Origin of the sequence: Pseudomonas sp. SF2 (assembly GCF_036858055.1) — a bacterium.
GTDB lineage: Bacteria > Pseudomonadota > Gammaproteobacteria > Pseudomonadales > Pseudomonadaceae > Aquipseudomonas.
The window spans coordinates 21,177-41,508 of record NZ_JAMBDI010000004.1 but is presented as its reverse complement, the minus strand read 5'-3'; the positions used below and the strand labels follow the sequence as shown (position 1 = coordinate 41,508).

At 62.4% G+C, this 20,332-nt stretch carries 18 protein-coding genes; 10 read left to right on the top strand and 8 right to left on the bottom strand.

Annotated elements, in window-relative coordinates; all coding sequences use genetic code 11:
* Window positions 1-61: 61 nt before the first annotated feature.
* Window positions 62-979 (bottom strand): LysR family transcriptional regulator, encoded by a 918-nt coding sequence (locus tag M2S36_RS01470; protein WP_063914826.1) that lies wholly within the window; start codon window positions 977-979, stop codon window positions 62-64.
* A gap of 120 nt (window positions 980-1,099) precedes the next feature.
* Between M2S36_RS01470 and M2S36_RS01465 the strand changes: the two genes are divergently transcribed.
* The 9 genes from M2S36_RS01465 (at window position 1,100) to M2S36_RS01425 (ending at window position 12,220) form a co-directional block, all read left to right on the top strand.
* A complete protein-coding gene (locus tag M2S36_RS01465) occupies window positions 1,100-1,858 on the top strand; it encodes a 5-oxoprolinase subunit PxpA (RefSeq protein WP_207834987.1) in 759 nt (252 codons plus the stop codon).
* A 58-nt stretch (window positions 1,859-1,916) separates the two neighbouring features.
* Complete coding sequence (locus M2S36_RS01460) at window positions 1,917-2,804, top strand: 5-oxoprolinase subunit B family protein (protein WP_333956582.1); 888 nt, start codon at window positions 1,917-1,919, stop codon at window positions 2,802-2,804.
* Window positions 2,801-3,772: a biotin-dependent carboxyltransferase family protein gene (locus M2S36_RS01455; RefSeq protein ID WP_207834976.1), complete on the top strand. Its 972-nt coding sequence runs from the start codon at window positions 2,801-2,803 to the stop codon at window positions 3,770-3,772. The genes M2S36_RS01460 and M2S36_RS01455 overlap by 4 nt, the downstream gene beginning before the upstream one ends.
* Before the next feature lie 275 nt (window positions 3,773-4,047).
* Window positions 4,048-4,923 carry a type IVB secretion system protein IcmH/DotU gene (gene icmH / locus M2S36_RS01450; RefSeq protein WP_207834974.1) on the top strand — a complete coding sequence of 292 codons (876 nt, stop codon included), beginning with the start codon at window positions 4,048-4,050 and terminating at the stop codon, window positions 4,921-4,923.
* A 14-nt stretch (window positions 4,924-4,937) separates the two neighbouring features.
* Entirely contained in the window at window positions 4,938-7,016 is a 2,079-nt protein-coding gene (locus M2S36_RS01445; RefSeq protein ID WP_207834971.1) for a type VI secretion system Vgr family protein, read from the top strand.
* Entirely contained in the window at window positions 7,016-7,939 is a 924-nt protein-coding gene (locus M2S36_RS01440; protein ID WP_233687407.1) for a hypothetical protein, read from the top strand. The genes M2S36_RS01445 and M2S36_RS01440 overlap by 1 nt, the downstream gene beginning before the upstream one ends.
* Window positions 7,936-11,154, top strand: a complete 3,219-nt coding sequence (locus tag M2S36_RS01435; RefSeq protein WP_333956581.1) for a T6SS effector BTH_I2691 family protein — start codon at window positions 7,936-7,938, stop codon at window positions 11,152-11,154. Before M2S36_RS01440 ends, M2S36_RS01435 begins: the two co-directional genes overlap by 4 nt.
* Window positions 11,151-11,966 carry a DUF6708 domain-containing protein gene (locus tag M2S36_RS01430; protein ID WP_325176032.1) on the top strand — a complete coding sequence of 272 codons (816 nt, stop codon included), beginning with the start codon at window positions 11,151-11,153 and terminating at the stop codon, window positions 11,964-11,966. The genes M2S36_RS01435 and M2S36_RS01430 overlap by 4 nt, the downstream gene beginning before the upstream one ends.
* The gene (locus M2S36_RS01425) at window positions 11,963-12,220 is read left to right on the top strand and encodes a PAAR domain-containing protein (protein ID WP_207834959.1); all 258 of its coding nucleotides are present in this window, start codon (window positions 11,963-11,965) and stop codon (window positions 12,218-12,220) included. The genes M2S36_RS01430 and M2S36_RS01425 overlap by 4 nt, the downstream gene beginning before the upstream one ends.
* Window positions 12,221-12,422: 202 nt before the next feature.
* On the opposite strand, the gene M2S36_RS01420 is transcribed toward M2S36_RS01425, so the two are convergent.
* Genes M2S36_RS01420 through M2S36_RS01390 form a run of 7 tightly spaced genes read right to left on the bottom strand, consistent with a single transcriptional unit; the run spans window position 12,423 to window position 19,269 of the window.
* Window positions 12,423-13,382: an SdiA-regulated domain-containing protein gene (locus M2S36_RS01420; protein WP_333956580.1), complete on the bottom strand. Its 960-nt coding sequence runs from the start codon at window positions 13,380-13,382 to the stop codon at window positions 12,423-12,425.
* A complete protein-coding gene (locus M2S36_RS01415; RefSeq protein ID WP_333956579.1) occupies window positions 13,379-14,935 on the bottom strand; it encodes a glycosyltransferase family 39 protein in 1,557 nt (518 codons plus the stop codon). Before M2S36_RS01415 ends, M2S36_RS01420 begins: the two co-directional genes overlap by 4 nt.
* A 3-nt stretch (window positions 14,936-14,938) precedes the next feature.
* A complete protein-coding gene (locus M2S36_RS01410; RefSeq protein ID WP_201201464.1) occupies window positions 14,939-15,211 on the bottom strand; it encodes a lipid-A-disaccharide synthase N-terminal domain-containing protein in 273 nt (90 codons plus the stop codon).
* On the bottom strand, window positions 15,208-15,951 hold the full coding sequence (locus M2S36_RS01405) for a glycosyltransferase family 2 protein (RefSeq protein ID WP_207834953.1): 744 nt from the start codon (window positions 15,949-15,951) through the stop codon (window positions 15,208-15,210). The genes M2S36_RS01410 and M2S36_RS01405 overlap by 4 nt, the downstream gene beginning before the upstream one ends.
* Window positions 15,952-15,985: 34 nt before the next feature.
* The gene (locus M2S36_RS01400) at window positions 15,986-16,960 is read right to left on the bottom strand and encodes an NAD-dependent epimerase/dehydratase family protein (RefSeq protein ID WP_333956578.1); all 975 of its coding nucleotides are present in this window, start codon (window positions 16,958-16,960) and stop codon (window positions 15,986-15,988) included.
* Window positions 16,948-18,285, bottom strand: coding sequence for a UDP-glucose dehydrogenase family protein (locus tag M2S36_RS01395; protein WP_063914818.1), 1,338 nt, complete (start codon window positions 18,283-18,285; stop codon window positions 16,948-16,950). The genes M2S36_RS01400 and M2S36_RS01395 overlap by 13 nt, the downstream gene beginning before the upstream one ends.
* 48 nt (window positions 18,286-18,333) lie before the next feature.
* Complete coding sequence (locus M2S36_RS01390) at window positions 18,334-19,269, bottom strand: LysR family transcriptional regulator (protein WP_333956577.1); 936 nt, start codon at window positions 19,267-19,269, stop codon at window positions 18,334-18,336.
* Window positions 19,270-19,387: 118 nt separating this feature from the next.
* On the opposite strand from M2S36_RS01390, the gene M2S36_RS01385 reads away from it, so the two are divergent.
* On the top strand, window positions 19,388-20,251 hold the full coding sequence (locus M2S36_RS01385; RefSeq protein ID WP_241106696.1) for a type 1 glutamine amidotransferase domain-containing protein: 864 nt from the start codon (window positions 19,388-19,390) through the stop codon (window positions 20,249-20,251).
* Window positions 20,252-20,332: the final 81 nt, after the last annotated feature.

Genomic DNA, 20,332 nt, shown 5'->3' with positions numbered 1-20,332 from the left:
GCCACGCGGCCCCTGTGGGAGCGGGCATGCCCGCGAAGAGGCCGGGCCGGCAAAAAACTGGTCAGCGCCGTGCCGACAACTGCTGCGGCGCCAGAAATGCATCATGGAAGTAATTGCGCACGGCCTGCATCGCCGGGCTGAACGCCCGTTCCCGGTGCCAGGCCAACCCCACGCTCATCGGCGTCACCGGGTCGCTGATGGTCACCGTCTCGATACGCTTGCCCTCCAGCGACCACGGGCGGTGCACCAGGTCCGACAGGATCGCCACACCGCTGCCATTGGCGACCATACTGCGCACGGCTTCCACCGAACTGGTCCGCACCCGCACTTTCGGCCGCTGCCCGGCCTGTTCCCAATAGCGCATGGCGCTTTGCTCGGCTTCATCCACGGTCAGCAGGATGAACGGCTCGCAAGCCACATCGGCCAGGCTTACCGCCGAGCGCTCGCACAGCGGATGGTGGCCGGGCAGCCACAGGCGGCGTTCGGAGTTGAACAGGGTTTCCGAGACGATGTCCGGGTGGGTGAGGTTGGCGGTGAGCACCACCGCCATGTCGAAACGCCCCTCCAGCAGGCCTTGCTCGATGGCGCTGCGCTCTTGTTCGTAAAGCTCCAGGGTCACGTCCGGGTGCCAGTGTTCCAGGCGTTGCAGGTGATGCGGCAGGAAGTAGCCGATCACCGTATAGCTTGCTGCCAGGCGCAGCAGGCCGCTGGCGCGCACATCCGGCAGCGGGCTGTTAAGCGCATCGTCCACGCTGCGCAGGATCACGTAGGCGCGGTTCAGGAAGTGCCGACCGGCCTCGGTCAGGCTCATGCCCTGGGCCGAGCGCTGGAACAGCATCACGCCGAGCATCGCCTCCAGCTCCTTGATCGCCGTGGTCACGGCAGACTGGGAAATGTTCAGGTGGATCGCCGCCTGGGAAATCTGGCCGATCTCGGCGGTGGCGACGAAGTAGCGGACCTGGCGCAGGGTCAGTGACACGGTAGGCTCCCTGGGTATCTGATTTTCCGAAGACACCCCATCTGTTTATAAATCTTCCCAAGGGGGTGCGGAGAATCTAACGTGGCTTGCATGCAGTCACAAGCGCCAGGAGAGACAGTCATGCAGGTGGTGGATTTCAACTCGGACATGGGGGAGGGCTTTGGCCCGTGGACCATTGGCGACGGCGTCGACAACGAGCTGATGGGCTACATCAGCTCGGCCAACATCGCCACCGGCTTCCATGCCGGTGACCCCGGCACCATGCGCCGCACCGTCCAGCGGGCCAAGGCCCTAGGCGTTGCTGTGGGGGCGCACCCTGGGTTCCGCGACCTGGTCGGCTTCGGCCGCCGGCACATCAATGCCCCGGCCCAGGAACTGGTCGACGACATGCTCTACCAGCTCGGCGCACTGCGTGAAATTGCCCGCGCCCAAGGCGTGCGCCTGCAGCACATCAAACCGCACGGTGCGCTGTACATGCATCTGGCACGTGACGAAGAAGCCGCGCGGCTGCTGGTGGAAAACCTGCGGGTGATCGAGCCGGAGCTGCTGCTGTACTGCATGCCGGGTTCGGTGATCTGCCGCATTGCCCAGGCACTGGGCCAGCCGGTGATTCGCGAGTTCTACGCCGACCGCGAGTACGACCTGAGCGGGTCGATCGTGTTTACCCGCAATGTGCGGGGCTACGAGCCCAGGGCCGTTGCTGAGCGGGTGTTGCGGGCTTGCCAGCAAGGCGTGGTGCGCACGGTCGAGGGGCAGGACCTGGCCATCGCGTTCGATTCCATCTGCCTGCACAGTGATACCCCAGGTGCGCTCGACCTGGTGGAGGCCACGCGCAAGGCGCTGGACGCTGCCGGTATCGTGGTACGCGCGCCACGCTGAGCCTGTGCAGTTTGCTTTCGCCTGCCTTTCTATAAAGACTCCAAGAAAAGGAACAGTCATGGCCGAACCGCTTGCTACAACCCCGATCCGTTACAGCTTTGGCGCCGACGAGCACCTGTTTGCCGAAGTCAGCGAGAGCATGTCGCTGGAGGCTTTTTTCAAGGGCATGGCCGTCACCCGTGCGGTGGAACGGCTGGCCCTGGATGGCGTGCTGGATGTGTGCCTGGCCAACGCCTCGTTCCAGATCCGCTTCGACCCGGACCGTATCGCCCCGCAGGCGCTGCTGGCAGCGGTGCGCGGTGCTGAAGCGCAGGCGGTGGCCGAGCGCTCGTTGCAGACGCGGATCATCGAGATTCCGGTGCTGTACAACGACCCCTGGACCCATGAAACGCTGATGCGTTTTCGTGACCGCCACCAGGACCCGGGCAGCACCGACCTGGAGTACGCCGCGCGGGTCAACGGCCTGGCCGATGTCGAGGCATTCATTGTCGCACACAGCGGCGCACCGTGGTTCGTGTCGATGGTGGGCTTCGTCGCTGGCCTGCCGTTCATGTTCCAGATGGTCGAGCGCGAGCGGCAACTGCAGGTGCCCAAGTACCTGCGCCCGCGTACGGACACCCCCAAACTCACCCTCGGCCATGGCGGCTGCTTCGGGTGCATCTATTCCGTGCGCGGGGCCGGCGGCTACCAGATGTTCGGCGTGACCCCGGCGCCGATCTACGACCCGCAGCAGACACTGAACTACCTGAAGGAGCATATGGTGTTCTTCCGCCCGGGAGACATCGTGCAGTTCAAGCCCATCGATCGCCGTACTTACGACCAGGCGGTGGCGGATGTAGAAGAAGGCCGTTTCGACCTGCGCATTCGCCCGGTGGAATTCTCCCTGGACGCGTTCCTCGCCGACCCGGTCGGCTATCCACGGACCCTGCAAGAGGTGCTGGCATGATCAAGGTACTCAAACCCGGCCTGGCTACCTCGGTGCAGGACCTGGGCCGCGAAGGCTACTACCACCTGGGCATCCCGCCGTCCGGCGCGCTCGATCAGTACGCCCTGAGGGCGGCCAACCACCTGGTGGGCAACCCGGCCGGCGCCGCGGGCCTGGAGTGCGCGCTGGTGGGGCCGGAGCTGGAGTTTCAGCAGGATGCACTGGTGGCGGTGTGTGGTGCGCAGATGCCAGCCTTGCTCGATGGCCGCGAGCAACGCCCGGACACCGCATTTGCCGTGCGTGCCGGGCAGGTGTTGCGTTTCGGCTTTCCTACCGCAGGCGCCCGGGCTTATCTGGCGGTGGCCGGTGGTATCGATGTACCCGAGGTGCTCGGCAGCCGCTCAACCTATGCGCTGGGTGCATTGGGTGGCTTCCATGGGCGCAAGCTGATGGCGGGCGACCTGTTGCCGGTCGGCGTAGCCAGCGGCAAGACCCGCGCTGGTGCAAGCCTGCCGATGGCCTTGCGCCAGGCCCTGGGGGGCGAGGTGGTGCTGCGGGTGGTGCCGGGGCTGTATTTTCACCGCCTGACCAAGGCTGCGGCGCAGAGCTTTTTCACCGAGGCCTGGACGGTCGGTTCCGAGGCAGACCGTATTGGCTATCGCTACAAGGGCGGCAGTGCCTTGAGCTTTCAGCCGCGGGAGCAGCCGTTCGGGGCCGGCTCGGACCCCTCGAACATCGTCGACAGCTGCTACCCGATCGGTTCGATCCAGGTACCGGCGGGGCTGGAGCCGATCATCCTGCACCGTGATGCGGTGTCGGGTGGCGGCTACGCCATGATCGGCACGGTGATCAGCGCCGACCTGGACCTGATCGGGCAGATGCAGCCCAACCAGCAGGCGCGGTTCCTGGCGGTGAGCCTGGAGGATGCGCTGGAAGCACGGCGCTCGTACAAGAAGAAGCTGGGTTTTCTGGCCAGGTTGTTTGGCTGATTGAACGGTTGCGGCGCTGCACCGCCCACACGAGGGCTGGCGCAGTCGTTGCAGGAGCGGCCTTGCGTCGCGAAAGGGCCGCAAAGCGGCCCCAGAATTCCGGCATCACGGCGACAATTGCTGGGACTCGGGGTAACCGATCAACTGCTGAGGCGTCCAGAAAAGGAGAAAAGGAGAAAATTCCTACAACGTTTTGGGACGCCCCAAGCTCCTCGAAGAATTGATTCCCCGATAGTGTTCATGTCTTCAGTCTACTGGAAGACAAGGACCTCTTCATGCCCGGCCCATCTGCTGTTCCTCCTGGAAAATTCCAGTCAGCCAACACTGCCCATGACGTAACTGAAAACAGCCTGCATGCCATGCTCGATGTCCCGGAGGGCACCGATTCACCCTATCCGCCCGGTCAGGGCAGGCGCGCAGGTCATGAGGGTTATCCGGCCGACCCGGACTTCCAGCTACGCGGCGGCTTCGCCAACCTGATGCTTGACGCGGCAAACCCGCTGTTCGGCCTGGTCATGCGCCTGCGCACGCTGGATGACTTGCCCAACATCGAATACGTGCACAAGACCCTGCAGACCCAGGTCAGCGCCATCCGCGAGGAAATACAGCAGCACGGTTATTCCACTGCGCATCTCGAAGTCTATTCCTATGCCTTGTGCCTGTATCTGGACGAGGCCGTGATGAGCCGACCCTGGGGCAACAATTCGTGCTGGAGCCAAGAACCACTGCTCAGCATCTTCCATGACGAAACTCACGGTGGCGAGAAGATCTTCCTTTTGCTGGAGCGGATGATGCAGTCGCCCGAGGAATTCCAGGATGTGCTGGAGTTCCTGTACTTCTGCTTTTGCCTGGGCCTGAAGGGCAAGTACGCCCTAGACCCAAAGTGCGATGAAATCATCAACGCCCTGATTTCGCGGATGCACAGGGTCATTCGTGAACTGCGCGGCCCCGCGCCGGAATTCCCGGGCGACGATCCCTATACCAACGTCGTCCATCGCCCACACCGCATGCGGCGCTGGGAATGGCCCTGGTGGAGCCCGTTGGTGATCTCTGCTATCGCCATGGTCTGCGCCTACTGCTACTACAGCTACCGCCTGAGCTTGATCACCGCCGAGGTTCTGGAATCGCTCAACGGCATTTTGCAGCAGTAGCAGGGGGAATCCACATGCCTAGCCAATCCGCTTTGCGTTTTACCTTCCAGCCGCTGGCTGGCCAGCATGAGTTCGAAGTGGTTTCGTTCGAATTCGACGAAGCCATCAGCACACCGTTCCAGTTGAAGCTGGAGTTGATCAGTTTCGAAGACGATGTCGACTTCGGCCAGTTGCTCGACAAGCCGGTGCTGTTCACGATCTGGCGCGGTGAGCGCCCCCTGCGCTATGTGCACGGCCTGGTCAGCAGCTTCAGCCAGGGTGAGACGGGGTTCTATCGCACCCGTTACCGCGCCTTGGTCGAGCCCGTGCTGGCCCGTGCCGGCTTGCGTTCGAACTGGCGCATCTTCCAGCAGAAAACCGTGCCGCAGATTCTCGAATTGATGCTCAAGCGCCAGGGCATTGCCCGTTTCGAAATCAAGAGTATGGGCGAGCATCAGGTGCGCGAGTTCTGCGTACAGGCCGGTGAAACGGACCTCGACTTCATCGCCCGCTTGGCTGGTGAAGAGGGTTTCGTCTATCGCTTCGAGCACACGCCGAAACACCACCAACTGGTCATCACTGACCGACTGTTGGCGCTGGGGCAGATCAGCCGGAGCGCGATCAAGGCCGACGACGAGGATGATGTCTTCTTCGATGAAGGCGACATCGGCCCCGACCAGGTGCTGTACCGCGCCAACAGCGGTGGCGACCAGGCCAGGCCTTGCCTGCGCCGCCTGCGTTACAGCGAACAGGTGCGCACCGCCCGCCAGGTGCAGCGGGACTACACCTTCACCAATCCGCAGTACCGGCAGGAACACCGCGCAGGTGACAGTGGCATCACCCATCAGTCCCGGGACTATGAGCGCTTCGATTACCCCGGCCGCTACAAGCGCGATGCGGTCGGTGTACCCTTCACCGCCACCCGTCTAACGGCCCTGCGCCATGACGCCCATATTGCCGAAGTCGAGGGTGACGATGTCCGCCTGCAACCGGGGCTGAGCTTCACCCTCATCGAACATCCGCGCAAAGACCTCAACGCACATTGGCGTGTGATGCGTATACATCACGAGGGCAGCCAATTCACCAGCTTGCAAGAAGAAGCTGCCGGAGCCGAACAAGGAACGCGCTACTCGCAGGAAGCCGTGCTGGTACCCGGCCGGATCGAATGGCGTCCGGCGCCGTTGCCCAAGCCACGCATCGACGGCCCACACATGGCCACCGTCGTCGGGCCGCCCGGGGAAGAGATCTACTGCGACGAGTGGGGCCGGGTCAAGGTCAGCTTCCCCTGGGATCGGGAGAGCGAGAACAACGAATTCAGCTCCTGCTGGGTGCGCGTGTCGCAAGGCTGGGCCGGCGGCAGCTGGGGCTCGATGGCCATTCCGCGCATCGGCCAGGACGTGATCATCCAGTACGTCAACGCCGACCCCGACCAGCCGATGATCACCGGGCGTACCTACTGCGGCAACCAGTTGCCGCCGTACGACCTGCCCGAACACAAGACTCGCATGACCATCAAGAGCCAGACCCACAAGGGCGATGGCTTCAACGAGCTGCGCTTCGAGGACGAACTGGGCAAGGAAGAAGTGTTCATCCATGCCCAGCGGGACCAGAACAACGTAGTCGGTAATGATGAGACCACGCGTGTCGGGCGTAATCGTGTCGAGCAGGTCGGCAATGATGAGCACTTGAATATCGGCAATGACTTCCGCCAGGAAACCGGGCGTGACCATACCCAGCTCATCGGGCAAACCTGCAGCGTAGACATCAAGCATGACCTGATCGAGAAGGTAGGCAACGACCGTAGCGAATCAACGGGGGCCAATCACCAGGTCTTTGTCGGAAAGGACGCCGAGCTTGTCGTCAAAGGTGTGCAAAAGGTCACCGTCGGGCAGGGCATGGAGCAACGTACGACGACCTATCAGGTGCGCGCCAGTGAGCGCATCGAGTTCAGAACCGTGGGCGGTAGCATTGTACTGGATGAGCAGGGCATCACCATCAATGGGCTGAAACTCGACCTGCTGGGGCCAACCAGCGCGGCTACGTCAGGGGCTGGAAATAGCCAGTCACTCATGCTTACCCCTGACGCCAGCAACAAGTGCGAGGCCAAGGTCTGATGGACACTGATGACTTGGTCAGGCTCATCGAAAGCCACCATCGGGCGCACTTGTACTGCCATGTGCTGATAGACCCGCTTGCGACTGCTCACGATGGCGACCACGCCTTGCTTGCCCCGCTGCGCAATGCCCTGGGTGAGCAGGCATTGGCCCGTGTGTACCGGGCCGACCTGGCCCATGCCCCCCAACTGCATCCCGTACTGGTCTGCCTGGCTTCGCCCGGCACTGTCCCCAGTCGCCGTTTGCTGGAACTGACCGCCCGGGCAGCGCAGAGGGCGTTGTTTCAGCAACGGCGTTACCTGTGTGGCTGGCTGTTCAGTGAGGCACCTTCGGCCGCTGTCGCGTCCCATCTCACGGCCTTGTGTCGGCTGCCCGATTCCAATCGGGAATTTGGCTGCTACCCGGTCTACGAACCCGTCCGTCTGGAGTTGCTGGCGGCGACGTTCGAGCGGCTTGAACAAGGCCCATGGTGGCCGATCAGTGATTGGTTGTTCCTGAGTAGCGGTGGGAGGTTGGCAAGCCTGAAAGGGCAGAGCGGGCAGCGACACCCTTTGCCGCCCCCTGCGCGGCGAATTCAGGATGACGTGGGGCTGATCGAACGTGTGCTGGCTACCTGGAGAGTGTTGCGGGCGGGTTCGCAGCATATCAATCAGTGTCAGATTCCACCGTTTGCTGCGGTGCGTGCTTCGAACCATGTCGATGATGCACGCAGGTTGGGCCTGAGCGAGATGGAGGACATCGTGGCCTTCGCTCTCCATCACCTGTGCATTCACCCTAGGCTGCATACCGTACCTGTGGTGGGCGAAATGATCGACGCAGCTGCCAGAGGTCAGGCGCCTCTTGCCGCATTGCTCGCCCGCTACTCCGAGGCGCAATGGCGCCAACTGATCGAATGCCTGCCGAAATCCGAGAGTCGTTTATGACCATCAGCCAACGTATTGCCCTCGCGATCGCCGAAGCCGGGCTGCCACACGACCAGTGCATGTCCTGCGAGCGGCAGGGCCTGCCGATCTTGCCGCTGCGTCGCGCCCTGGTGCCGGATACCCGCCCCAGGTGTGTCTCCACCGTGGCGGATAACCGGCATATCTCGACCAAGATCGGCTTGCGCACTTTGCGCAGGGGCTACCTGTATGTCCTGCTCGACCAGCAGGTCTGGCACGCCTATGCCGTCAGCGAGCAAGGTCATCTGCGCCGCTTTAATCCTTATGAGCCGCCAGACGGCCCGCCTTCGCCGCTGCCCGAAAAATGCGTGAACGCAGATCACGACATTCCTTCGGCCTTTCTCAACATCGATACCAGCAGGTACGCCAGCGCCTGGCTGGCCTTCTCCAGCGATCCTTGGCCGGTGAGCGTGCTGAACGCCTACAAGAGCGGCGCGTCGCCTGCGCATCGCTTCGAGGGCCTGGACCTGATTCAGGCACGCAGCAATCCCGAACTCCTAGGCATCGCCATGACGCCCGATAAGCTTGGGGTCGACCAGCAGGTGTTCGAGTATGCCCAGCATGGCTGTGCCCCCTTCGACAGTGCGCATGGCTTCCACAGCCGCTGGTTGCGCCGGTTCGCCCTGCGTGGGTATCTGGTCAATGCGATCAACCGGCACAAGCTGGAAAACGGCGTGCTGGCGGTGGTGCTCGACGACACCGTCGGGCTGATTCAGGAGTACAACCATCAGCGCCTGAACTGGGTACTGAAGCGTCAGGCCTGGCGTGAAGAACCGATGCGGGCCTATCAACTGCAGACCTCGCAGATCCTGCAGATCATTCGTGCCACGCACAGGGAATGGGCGGCGCAGAAGGTGCCGTCGCTGGAACCGATGACGGGCGATGGGTCGCCGGTGTTCACCGACCCGGCAGTCGAGCGGCAGCTATTGGTCGAGCGTGCGCAGCAGGAGAGTGACGAGCGGCTTGAAGAGCGCTACCACGAACCGCAGCGGGCCGCGTTCCAGGCTGAATATGAGCAGCAGGAGCGCGAGTTTCAGCGTTTCATCGACAAGGATGCAAAGGCGTACGCTGCCTTGTTCGATACGCCCATGTTCAAGGTGGCCGAGGCGTACGACTACGACGGTAACGATCGTGAGTCCGGGGTGGCCTATGCCAAGACCATGGCCCTGTGCCTGGGTGGCGGCGTTACGGAAGCTGTCGTCCTCCGCCTTGAACCGCATGTTCCCGCATCCGGCACCAGCGAACTGCTCTGGTTGAAATGGCTGCAGGATCCGGACAGCCCGCCCTACCGCGCCTTGCTGATGCGCGACCAGTCATTGCTGGCCGGGCTGCTGCCCAGTTTCTCCGCCACAGAAGCGATCAACTGGAACGACAGCGACAAGCTCTACGGCATGCTGAGCAAGATCATCGCCAGCGATGACGCCGGCCTGCGCATGCGCAACACCCTCAAGCAGGCCATTGCTGAAACGCAGGGTGCGCTCAATGCGGCCAGTCAGCGGCTGGCGCCATGTCTGTCGCCTGGCATTCAGAAGGCTGTGCGGCATCTGAACAGCGCCACGCAGTTTCTCTACAACGGCGTCCACCTGATCGAGCTGGAAGTGAAGATGAAGCTGGGCGAGTACTACGCCTTGCAAAGTGCCCACCTCCGGGAGTTGCAGCACAAGGCCAATGCGTCGATCAGCGAGGCACGAGACCGGATGCATCGCAACATCGATGACTTCGAGTTTGGCTCGATGAAGTCGATGCGCAAAGTACAGCCGATTATCCAGCACGGGCTGATGAGCCTGGCAGTGCTCGACCCGCGGTTCACCAATACGATGATCAGCGTGACGGTGTGGGTCGAAGGCAAGGCCGAGGAGGTGCACGGCCGGTTGTTCAAGGAAGCCAACATGGGGGTGACCCAGGCGAGCAGCGCGGCGCAGCTTGCCCTGCTGGATATCTCGGTGGCAGCGGGGACGTTGGAAACCGATGCGCGCAGGTTATTGCACGGGATGAAGATCACGACGCAGCAGGCGGCCCGATCGGTAAAAACCGGTTTTTCCGGGTTGCGCGGGATTGCTGGCAGCTGGGAGGTCCTGCTGGCGATAGGCGGGTTGTATTTGCAGCAGGATAGCCTGGGCAGGAATCAGGAAAAGGCGGAAACGGAGATTGGGCCGAAGGCGTATGAGGCCAAGTTGGCGTTGCAAGGATCTCAGTTGGGCGTGCTGGGAGGGCAAGTCGAGTTGGTTGGGCTCATTTTGAGATCAAGCGCTGGTCCACTGAATTTGGCGTCGGCAAAGGGTGTCGCAGTCACTGGGGGAGCCTTGATAAGGCTTGGTGCTTTGGTGAGTTCGGTTGCAGGGGGCTTTGATACGGCTCAAGCAATCAATGCCATGAGGCGCACCGCCGCTGCGGGTGATGATGCAGCGAGGAACCAACACTTCTTTTCATTCCTCTTATATGGCTCGGGCACTATGGTGTTTAGTGTTGCAGTACTCAAGCCCTTGTTTTTCGGCCCGCTGGGACTGGCGATAGCCCTCACGCTTGCTGCTTATCAACTAAGCAAACGGGCTCAGGAAAATGAATCAACTGATCTGGAGCGGTGGGTAAGGCGGTGCTGCTTTGGAAAAGCAGACGAAAAGCCGAGCATTCATTGGAATGCTCCAGAACATGCGGATATCGCTTTTGCCGAACTCAATGCTGCCACGCTAGGCGTTCAGGCGAAGTTAAGTTTTGAGTCGCGCTTGGCAACTGATCCAGGACTTCCGAAAATCGGTGGCTTGATTAGTGTCGAAACAATTAGGAAGCTAAAGTTATTAATCGCTTTGCCAATGTACGATGAGCGGTCCTCGGGATATCGTTGGAAATTGATAGTGCATCGTTACGGTGACGGCAATCACCCTGATTACGATGGTGGGGAAACTATTGCTTCGGGCAATTTTTTTGCGAACTCTGAAGAGCCTCTATCGCCGCTCTCTTCATTTTCGAGCTTTACATCACCACGAATCCCCGACCACGACCGCAAATATTCTATTAACGAGAAGCGAAAACCTTATTCTACTGGACTCTGTCAGCTAGAGATTTCTGGCTCGATATCGCTCATGGCGACTACAGGGAAACACACAATCTTGGCGGCTACGCTGTTGGTAATGTACTGGCCGGATAGGAGCCTACCAAGTGGCTACGTTGAGGTTTGTGTCAGGGAGATTAACGAGTGAAGCGTGATGGTAAAGTTTTGTGGGAGCGTGCTTTGGGCTGGAGCCATGACCTTCCCAAGGTGCATGAAGTGCCAAAGTGGCGGGAAGTGTGGGCGAGTGTCAAGCCGTCACCCAACTATTTCGATGATGTTTATCTCGAGTTGCCGCGGAGCAGCACCATCCTTCGAGGCGTTATATTCCTAATCGGTGTTCCGGGTCTGCTTTTTCTTTTTGGAATGACGCTTTACTTGTACTGGGATTTGTTATATGACGATTGGCGGTACGACTGGTTGTTGAGCCTATCATTGGTAATTATCGGCCCAGCACTACTATGGGTTTTGATTCCTGACATCAAGCTTGATCTCGTTGCCCCTAGAGATGAACCAATTCGCTTCAATCGGCTTCGCCAAAAGATATATATTTACGAGTTTCGATATGACCGCATATTCATCTTCAGCCGCAAACGCTGGGGCGTCAAACCGGTCGCCTACAACTGGGACGACGTAACCGCCGAAGTCTACCGAGTCTACGCCCCCGGCCACGGTGGCCTGATCGAGAACGTCATGCTGTCGATCCGCAACCCGGAAACCAACGAAGTCATCGACCGCGTGTTCTTCACCTATGACCTCTACAAAGGCGAAGCCTACTGGGCCATCGCCCGGCTATTCATGCAGCAAGGCCCCGAAGCCCTGCCGAAGTTCGCCCACCCACCCCGTGACTGGAACGATGACGATGGCCTGAGCCACATGCACTGCCTGGCACCGAAGGTTCATTGGCCAGAGGAGATAGACCGTGAATCTCGTACCGGGCCATCAAAAGGAGAAGCCCAATGAACCCTGTCGTACTTGTAGGCCATCGCCATGTCTGCCCGTTACATGGCATCAACCAGGTAGAAAGTGGCAGTGCCACGTACACCTTCAATGGCAGGGCGGTTGCCAGGGTGGGTGATCGGACCACGTGCGGCGCCGTGATCGAGAGTGGAGCGGAGCATTTCCTGATCGAAGGCGCGGCTGTGGCGCGTAAAGGTGACCGGACGGATCACGGTGGTGTGCTGGAGGAGGGCGATGCCGGGTGGATGTTGGATTGATGAAAACAGCGCAGGCTCTGTATCTTGTGCAAAATCTGGCAGCTTGCCCAGATCCCTGTGGGATCGGCCGCGAACACTGGCGTAGCCGGTGCCATGCACCGCGTGGAATTCCTCGCGGGTGAACCCGCTCCCACAAGGTGGGTGGCTTGTCGACAATGGGCCGCAAGGCGGCCCCAGTTCGCTTGACTGACAGGCATCAAGCTCAAGGCTTGCTGAACCGGTAGAACAAATTCGGCTCGCTGACCACGTACAGGTTGCCGGCATTGTCCATGGTGATGCCCTCGGGCTGCGGTGCATCGCGGCCCAGTCCACCGATAGCGGCGCGCAGCGAGCGAATGCTGACGAAGCGGCCATCGCTGTCGAGTTCGCTGATGTTCTTCGCCTGGTCGCTGAGCAGCAGCAGGTGGCCCGTGCGCGCGTCGTAGTAGCCGTCAGACAGGTCGGTGGCGAAAACACTGCGCTTGACCCAGTGACGCCGGTCATTGACGGTGAGGTGCAAGGGCCCGCCATTCAAGACATCGACCAGGCCGGTTACCTCGAACAGCTGCCGTGGGGCACGTTCCTTGATGGCGTACAGACGGTCGTGCTGGCGGTCGTAGGTCACGCCCTCGAAGCCCTTGTTGCTGTGGGTCGGGTTGATGCCGAGGGTGATCCACTGGGCCTGGCTGGCGTCGATTGGCTGCGGGTGGTCGGGCAGGGTTATCACGCTTAGCCGTTGCAGCTGCTCGTCACTGATGGCCAGGCGACCCTTGCCTAGGTAGGCGAGCCCCTCGGCGTCCTCGAAGCCCACCAGCGGGTAGCGGGCCTGGATGTCGCCGCTCTTGCTCAGCTCCAGCAGCTCCATGGGGTAGCTATTGGTGATGGCCAGCAAGCGGTCGTGGTCATCGTCGTAGGTGATCCCGGACAGGTTGCCCAGGCCTTGTTCCACCACCTTGGCGTCGATCGCCAGCTGGTAGGCCGGTAGCCAGATGTTCTGGCCGGGTGCGGTGTCGCCGCTCCAGCGGTTGCTCAGGTGGGCGTAGAGCTGCTGGGGCCAGAACGAGCGGGCGGCCTCGATACCGAGCACACCCATGGCCAGCAGCGTCACGGCGGCTACCTGGCGCCAGCGGTTTACCCGCTGCCACCAACGCCGGCGCTGGGCCGGCAGGGTCTGGCTGGTCATTTCCCGGGGTGCTCCGCGGCGGTTTGCAGGTTGCCGGGCGTGTGCGCCCAGGCGAAGTGGTAGACGTGACTTGGGGCTGTGGCCTGGCACTGGCCATTATCGGCATCGGCGCCGACCACATACCACTCGGCGCGCGAGGTCTCGCCCAGCCTGCGTGCCTTGTCGGCAGCGAAGCAGCGGCCCAGTTCCGAAGCCGGGATCAGGGCAAAGGCCGTGGGATTGTGGCGCAGCCAGTAGGCGGCCGCATCTGCCTTGGACTGGCCGGTGAAGCCGAAGTGCACGATGGGTTGCCGGGCAAACAGCCAATGCCCCTCGCGCCAGTCGACCAGCACCAAGTCGGCGCCGCCGGTGGCCCGTGCGGCTTCACTCATCAAGGTCTCATGCGGGTTGCGGCCTTCCTTCAGCGGCTCGACGAAGCCGCGCGCGAACCACAGCGCGAACCATGCCAGGGCCACGGCAGTGAACGCCCTGCGCCAAGCCGGTCGGCGCTGCAGCCAGCGCTTGAGCAGCCACGGCAGCAGTGGCGCGATGGCCAGCACCAGGCCCGGCAGCGCCGGGAAGATGTACAGCTTGCGCTTGCCGCTGCTGAGGCTGAAAAACAACAGCACCAGCGCCACCCAGCCAAGCAGCAACAGGAAGCGCCCGTCGCGTTTTTGCAGCTGCCGGCGCCAGGCCGGCACCAGCCAGGGCAGGGCCAGCACCAGTGGCAGCCAGTATTTGGGGATGACCATGACGAAGAAGTACCAGAACGGTTCGCGATGGTCCCAGGCATTGGCATAACGGCTGGCGGTCTGGCGCAGCAGGATTTCCTTCAGGTAGGCCAGCTCCGCCGCGCCACCGCCATGGGCGATCGATATCAGCAGTGGCAGCAGCCACACCGCGCAACCGGCCAGCAACCACAGCAGCCCCAGGCTCCAGCGCCAACCCTGGCCGGGCATGGCCACCACCCCGTGCCAGCGCTGGCGCACCGCCCAGGCATAGGGCAGCAGCATCAGCGCCGGCACAAAGCCCACGCCCTTGCTGATGATACCCAGGCCCATGGCCGCGCAGGCCAGGTAGAACCAGCCCCAGGCCGGCCCCAGCAGCAGATGGCGAACCATGCCGTAGAAACCCAGCGCCACCCACAGGCACAGAAAGCTGTCGATCTGCCCGGTGCGCAGGATGCTGTAGCTCTGGTAGGTGGCCAGGAACAGCAAGGCGGCAATCACGCCGATGCGCCGGTGCCACAGGCGTTGCCCCAGGTCATGCAGCACCCAGGTGATGGTCGCCGCCGACAGCAGCCCCGGCAGGTACAGGGCAACCTTGGGCGAGCCGGTCAGGTGGCTGAACAGGGCCACGGTCCACATGAACAGCGGCGGCTTGTCGCCGTAGATTTCCGCCGCCCGGTGCGGAATGAACCAGTTGCCGCTCTGCAGCATTTCCAGGGCGACGCCGAGAAAGCGTTCCTCATCCACATTCATCGGCTGGCGCGAGCCGATGCCCGCGCCTACCAGCAACACCGCGAGGGCAATCAGGGCCAGGCGTTCGGCCCTGAGCGTCTTGAACCTTGGCAAGGGCTATTCCTTCTGTTCCTGGTGGCGGGCGATCAGTTGCAGGTTGCGCAGATAGACCAGGAAGCCGAAGCTCTGGCCGATGATGAACACCGGGTCCTGGCGATAGATGGCGTAAGTCAGCAGCAGTGCGCTGCCGAGCATGCTCAGGTACCAGAAACCCACCGGGATCACGCTGCGTCGCTTCAACTCGCTGTACAGCCACTGCAACACGAAGCGCCCGGTGAACACGGCCTGGCCGGCGAAGCCGATGATCAACCACAGGGTTTCTCGGGTCATCCTTCGAGCTCCTGGGGATGCGTGTCCAGGCGGGTGCGACGGATCAGCCACCAGACCCCGAACAGGTCGAGGATACCGACCAGGGCGCGGTCCAGATTGCCGTACTTGGACACCCCGGCGTGACGTGGCCGGTGGTTGACCGGGTGCACCAGCATACGCCCGTTGTGGCGCAGGATCAGTGCCGGGATGAAGCGGTGCATGTGGTCGAAATAGGGCAGGCGCAGGAAGGCCGCGCGCTCGATCAGTTTCAGCCCGCAGCCGGTGTCTGGTGTGGCGTCCTTGAGCAGGCGGCTGCGCAGGCCGTTGGCAAGGCGCGAGGCCCAGCGCTTGCTGGCGCTGTCGCGGCGGTTGACCCGGTGCCCGGCCACCAGCGTGACGCCACCGGCCAGGCCCTGGTTGGCGCGCACCAAGGCCAGCATGCCGGGGATGTCTGCCGGGTCGTTCTGACCGTCGCCGTCCAGGGTCGCCAGCCAGCGTCCGCGTGCCGCCTGGGCGGCATGCCACAGTGAGGTGCTCTGGCCCAGCGAGCGCTCGTGGCGGAGGATGCGCAGTTGCGGGTAACCCTGGCTTTTCAGTTGCTGCAGTACGCTCAGGGTGCGGTCGCTGCTGCCGTCATCGACCACCAGCACTTCATAGTCTTCAGCCGCCAGCGCGGTGCGTATTTCCATCAGCAGTGATGGCAGGTTGTCGACCTCGTTCTTGGCGGGGATGAGTACCGAGAGGTCAAGTGGATCTGTCATGAGGCTACCTGTGATCTTGTGGTGATTGCACGGCTCAAACCCGGTAGAAATCCCGGTACCAGCCAACGAAGGCGTCGACGCCGTGTTCCAGCGATGTGTCCGGGGTGTAGTCGATCCAGCGCGCCAGCGAGCCGACGTCGGCCCAGGTTTCCAGCACGTCACCCGCTTGCAGCGGCAGGTAGTCGCGCCGGGCCTTTATGCCCAGTGCACGCTCCAGGCTTTCGACGAAGTCCAGCAGCCGTACCGGCTGGCCTCGGCCGATGTTGAACAGCTGGCAGGGCGGTTGCCCCTCAGCCGGCAGTGGCGGCTTCAGGCGCAAGCGCACGATGCTCTCGATGATGTCGTCGATGTAGGTGAAGTCGCGCCCCATCAGGCCGTGGTTGTAGACCTCGATCGGTCGGCCCTCGAGCATGGCGCGGGTGAACTTGAACAACGCCATGTCCGGGCGGCCCCAGGGACCGTAGACGGTAAAGAAGCGCAGGCCGGTGGTCGGTAGCCGGTACAGGTGTGCGTAGCTGTGCGCCATCAGTTCATTGGCGCGCTTGCTGGCGGCATACAACGACACCGGTTGCTCGACCGGGTCGTCGACGCTGAACGGCAGCTTGGCGTTGGCGCCGTACACCGAACTGCTGGAGGCGTAGATCAGGTGGCGGGGGGGCTGCTGGCGGCAGGCTTCGAGGATGTTGAGAAAACCGACCAGGTTGGCCTGGCCATAGGCACCAGGGTTGTCCAGCGAATAGCGCACCCCGGCCTGCGCCGCCAGGTGGATAACTTCACTGAACGCCTGCCCGGCGAACAGCTGTTGCAATTCGCTCGGGTGGGCAATGTCGAGGGTGTGGAAGCGGAAATTGGCAAAGCCGAACAGTTGCTGCAGGCGCGCCAGTTTCAGCTGGACGCTGTAGTAGGCGTTGAGGTTGTCGATGCCGACCACTTCGATGCCTGCCTCGCACAGGCGCCGTGCAACGTGGTAGCCAATGAAGCCGGCCACGCCGGTAATCAGTACGGGCATGCTGGCTGTACCTGGCCACGGCCGATGCCGTAGTAGGTCAGGCCGGCGGCGGCCATGTGCTCGGGTTCGAACAGGTTGCGCCCGTCGAACACCACCCGGTCGGCCAGTTGTTGCGGCACCTTGTCCAGGTTGAGCACACGGTAGTCCTGCCATTCGGTGACGATCACCAGGGCATCGGCGCCGCGCAGCGCATCCTCCTTGCACGGCACCAGTTGCAGGTCGGCGCGCGGGCCATAGTGGCGCTGGATCTCTTCCATGGCCTGCGGGTCGTGGGCCTGCACCCGCGCACCGGCGGCCCACAGCGCTTCCAGCAGGACCCGGCTGGAGGCCTCGCGGATGTCGTTGGTATTGGGCTTGAACGACAACCCCCACAAGGCGAAGACCTTGCCCCGCAGGCCACGTGGGTAGTGGCGCTGGATCTTGCTGAACAGCCGGCCCTTTTGCTGCTCGTTGACCGACTCCACCGCACGCAGCAACTGCGGCTCGAAGCCTTCGGCCTCGGCGCTGCGGCGCAGGGCTTGCAGGTCCTTGGGGAAGCACGAGCCGCCAAAGCCGCAGCCGGCGTAGATGAAGTCGTAGCCGATGCGCGGGTCCGAGCCGATGCCGCGGCGCACCATTTCGATGTCGGCACCCAGGTGCTCGGCCAGGTTGGCGATTTCGTTGATGAAAGAGATCTTGGTCGCCAGCATGCAGTTGGCCGCGTACTTGGTCAGCTCGGCGCTGCGCGCATCCATGACCATGAGCTTTTCGCGGTTGCGGCTGAACGGCAGGTACAGCTCGCGCAGCAGCTCTACCTCGGCGGGTTCCGCGCCCCCAATGATGATGCGCTCCGGGCGCATGCAGTCATCGACTGCCGAGCCTTCCTTGAGGAACTCGGGGTTGCTGATGACGTGGAAGCGGCTGGTATCGGCTACGGCTTGGGCGATGCGTGCCTTGATGCGCTGCACCGTGCCGACCGGTGCGGTGGATTTGTTGACGATCACCTTGGGGCCGTCGGCATGTTCGAGGATGCTGTCGACCACGGCGAATACGTGCTTCAGGTCGGCACTGCCATCGGCCTGTGGCGGGGTGCCGACGGCGATGAACTGCAACCTGGCGTAGTTGGCCGCTGCGCTGGCGTCGGTGGTGAAGCGCAGGCGACCGCAGGCCAGGTTCTTCTCCAGCATCGGCGCAAGGCCGGGCTCGAAGATCGGGCAATGGCCTTCATTGAGGCTGGCGACCCGCTCGGCGTCGACATCCATGCACAACACCGAGTGTCCCACCTGTGCCAGGCACACTGCCTGGGTGAGGCCGACATAACCGGTACCGAAAACCGTGACCTTCATTTGACAGCTCCTTGGCGAGAAAGCTGAAAAAAAATGTCACATTGTTGTTTAGAAATTGTTACTTGCGCCGGCCGCTGCCTCCTGGGCTACGCGCCAAAGCTGTTGGCGGAACCAGCGCCGCAAAGGATCGGCATGGGTGCGTTCGTGCCAGATCTGCATCACCTCGACTGCTGGCAGTGTCAGCGGCAGCGGGTACATGAGCAGGTCGTCATCACGCTCGGTGGCTTCGATGGCCAGCGAGCGAAGGCAGGTGAGCAGCAGGTTGGTACCGCGCAGCAGGCGCGTGGGTGCTACGAAGCTCGACAGGCCTGCCACGACCCGGCGTTGCATTCCTTGGCCGCGCAAGGCGCGGTCGACCAGGCCATCGAGGTCGCCGGTGAGGGTAGTGAGCAGGTGGTCGCTGGCGAGGAAGGTATCGAGGTCCAGGCCTTTGTCCAGGCCTGGATGGCTGCGCGAGGCCAGCACCACGAAGTGTTCGGTGAGCAGGCGCTGTTGGTGGAAGGTTTCTGGCAGGTCGGTGTAGAACCCGGCAACGGCCAGGTCACAGGTGCCTTTCTCCAGTTCTTCGCGAGGTAGCTGGCCACGGGTGTTGTGGGTGACCAGGGTCAGGTTCGGTGCCTGGCTGCGCAGGATCGGCAGCAGCCTGGGCAACAGCGTCTGTTCTACATAGTCGGTGCTGTACAGGTGCAGGCGGGCAGGGCGGGCGAGGAAATCCTGCCCTTCGCAGCGCTCATAGAATCCCTCCAGACCCACCACCAGGCGTTCTACCTCGGGCGCCAGTTCGTGGGCGCGCGGTGTCGGGGTCAGGCCCCTGGGTGCGCGGACGAACAGGGGGTCACCAAACTGATGACGCAGCTTGTTGAGCTTGTGGCTGAGCGCGGGCTGGCTCAGCGCCATGCGCTGGGCGGCAAGGGTGGCGTTGCGTTCCTGATACAGCACATGGAACAGGTACAGCAGGTTGAGGTCCTTGCTGGTGATATTCATTTTCTGGATCACAGGCATGCGAGCTTTCGAATTATCGAATCATAGCCTTGCCATTAGCATGAACGCATCCCGCCAACGTGAGCGGAAGGCCCTATTTGCCAGATCAGGAGATTGTTGCATGACCAAGATGTCCCGGCTTGCCTTGGCTGTTGCCGGCACCCTGCTTGCCGCCGGTGCCCTTGCCGCACCCAAGGGTGAAGTGCTGGTGCTGTTGTCCAGCGAGCACCAGCTGCCACTGCAGGACGGCAAGCGCTACGCCACCGGCTACTACCTCAACGAATTCGGCGTGCCTGCCGACCAGTTGCTCAAGGCTGGTTACAAGCTGGTGCTGGTTACCCCCAAGGGTAATGCCCCGCGCGTGGACCAGCGTTCGATCGACCCAAGCTACTTTGCCGGTGATGCAGCGGAGATGCGCCGGATCGAGAAGGTCGTGCAAGGCCTGCCGGGCATTGACGATACCCTGTCGGTGAAAGAAGTCCTGGCAGGTGACCTGGGGCGCTATGCCGGGCTGTTCATCCCCGGCGGCCATGCGCCGTTGATCGACCTGGCCAACAACCCGGACGTGGGCGCCTTGCTGCGGCATTTCCACCAGGCTGGCAAGCCCACAGCCGCCATCTGCCACGGCCCCATCGCCTTGCTCTCGGCCCAGCAGGATCCGGCAAGCTACCAGTCGGCGCTGGCACGTGGTGAAAAGCCGGCAGCCAAAGACTGGTTGTACAAGGGCTACAAGATGACCATTTTCTCCGACCCGGAGGAGCAGGTGTTCGAGGGATCGCTCAAGGACCAGCGGCTGTTGTTCTACCCGGCCAATGCCATGGCAATGGCAGGGGGCGACATGGGCTACGCCAAGGCCTGGCAACCCAATGTGGTGGTAGACCGCGAACTGATCACCGGGCAGAACCCGTTCTCGGACAAGGCGCTGGCCAAGGTGCTACTGGAAAAGTTGGCTGGGCAGGCAAAGCCTTCTGATCAGGGCATCTAGACTTACAAGTGGCCTGCGTTGGGCAACGCTCGGCAGGCCCACACCATTCAATCGACCACCGCCTCCCGGAGCGGATGTCCC

Bases quoted from the DNA above. Each gene is read 5' to 3' on its own strand.
- M2S36_RS01435 (WP_333956581.1), top strand. From the start codon at position 7,936: ATGACCATCAGCCAACGTATTGCCCTCGCGATCGCCGAAGCCGGGCTG.
- M2S36_RS01425 (WP_207834959.1), top strand. From the start codon at position 11,963: ATGAACCCTGTCGTACTTGTAGGCCATCGCCATGTCTGCCCGTTACAT.
- M2S36_RS01405 (WP_207834953.1), bottom strand. From the start codon at position 15,951: ATGACAGATCCACTTGACCTCTCGGTACTCATCCCCGCCAAGAACGAG.
- icmH (WP_207834974.1), top strand. From the start codon at position 4,048: ATGCCCGGCCCATCTGCTGTTCCTCCTGGAAAATTCCAGTCAGCCAAC.
- M2S36_RS01460 (WP_333956582.1), top strand. From the start codon at position 1,917: ATGGCCGAACCGCTTGCTACAACCCCGATCCGTTACAGCTTTGGCGCC.
- M2S36_RS01445 (WP_207834971.1), top strand. From the start codon at position 4,938: ATGCCTAGCCAATCCGCTTTGCGTTTTACCTTCCAGCCGCTGGCTGGC.
- M2S36_RS01440 (WP_233687407.1), top strand. From the start codon at position 7,016: ATGGACACTGATGACTTGGTCAGGCTCATCGAAAGCCACCATCGGGCG.
- M2S36_RS01395 (WP_063914818.1), bottom strand. From the start codon at position 18,285: ATGAAGGTCACGGTTTTCGGTACCGGTTATGTCGGCCTCACCCAGGCA.
- M2S36_RS01420 (WP_333956580.1), bottom strand. From the start codon at position 13,382: ATGACCAGCCAGACCCTGCCGGCCCAGCGCCGGCGTTGGTGGCAGCGG.
- M2S36_RS01400 (WP_333956578.1), bottom strand. From the start codon at position 16,960: ATGCCCGTACTGATTACCGGCGTGGCCGGCTTCATTGGCTACCACGTT.
- M2S36_RS01385 (WP_241106696.1), top strand. From the start codon at position 19,388: ATGACCAAGATGTCCCGGCTTGCCTTGGCTGTTGCCGGCACCCTGCTT.
- M2S36_RS01455 (WP_207834976.1), top strand. From the start codon at position 2,801: ATGATCAAGGTACTCAAACCCGGCCTGGCTACCTCGGTGCAGGACCTG.
- M2S36_RS01465 (WP_207834987.1), top strand. From the start codon at position 1,100: ATGCAGGTGGTGGATTTCAACTCGGACATGGGGGAGGGCTTTGGCCCG.
- M2S36_RS01410 (WP_201201464.1), bottom strand. From the start codon at position 15,211: ATGACCCGAGAAACCCTGTGGTTGATCATCGGCTTCGCCGGCCAGGCC.
- M2S36_RS01390 (WP_333956577.1), bottom strand. From the start codon at position 19,269: ATGAATATCACCAGCAAGGACCTCAACCTGCTGTACCTGTTCCATGTG.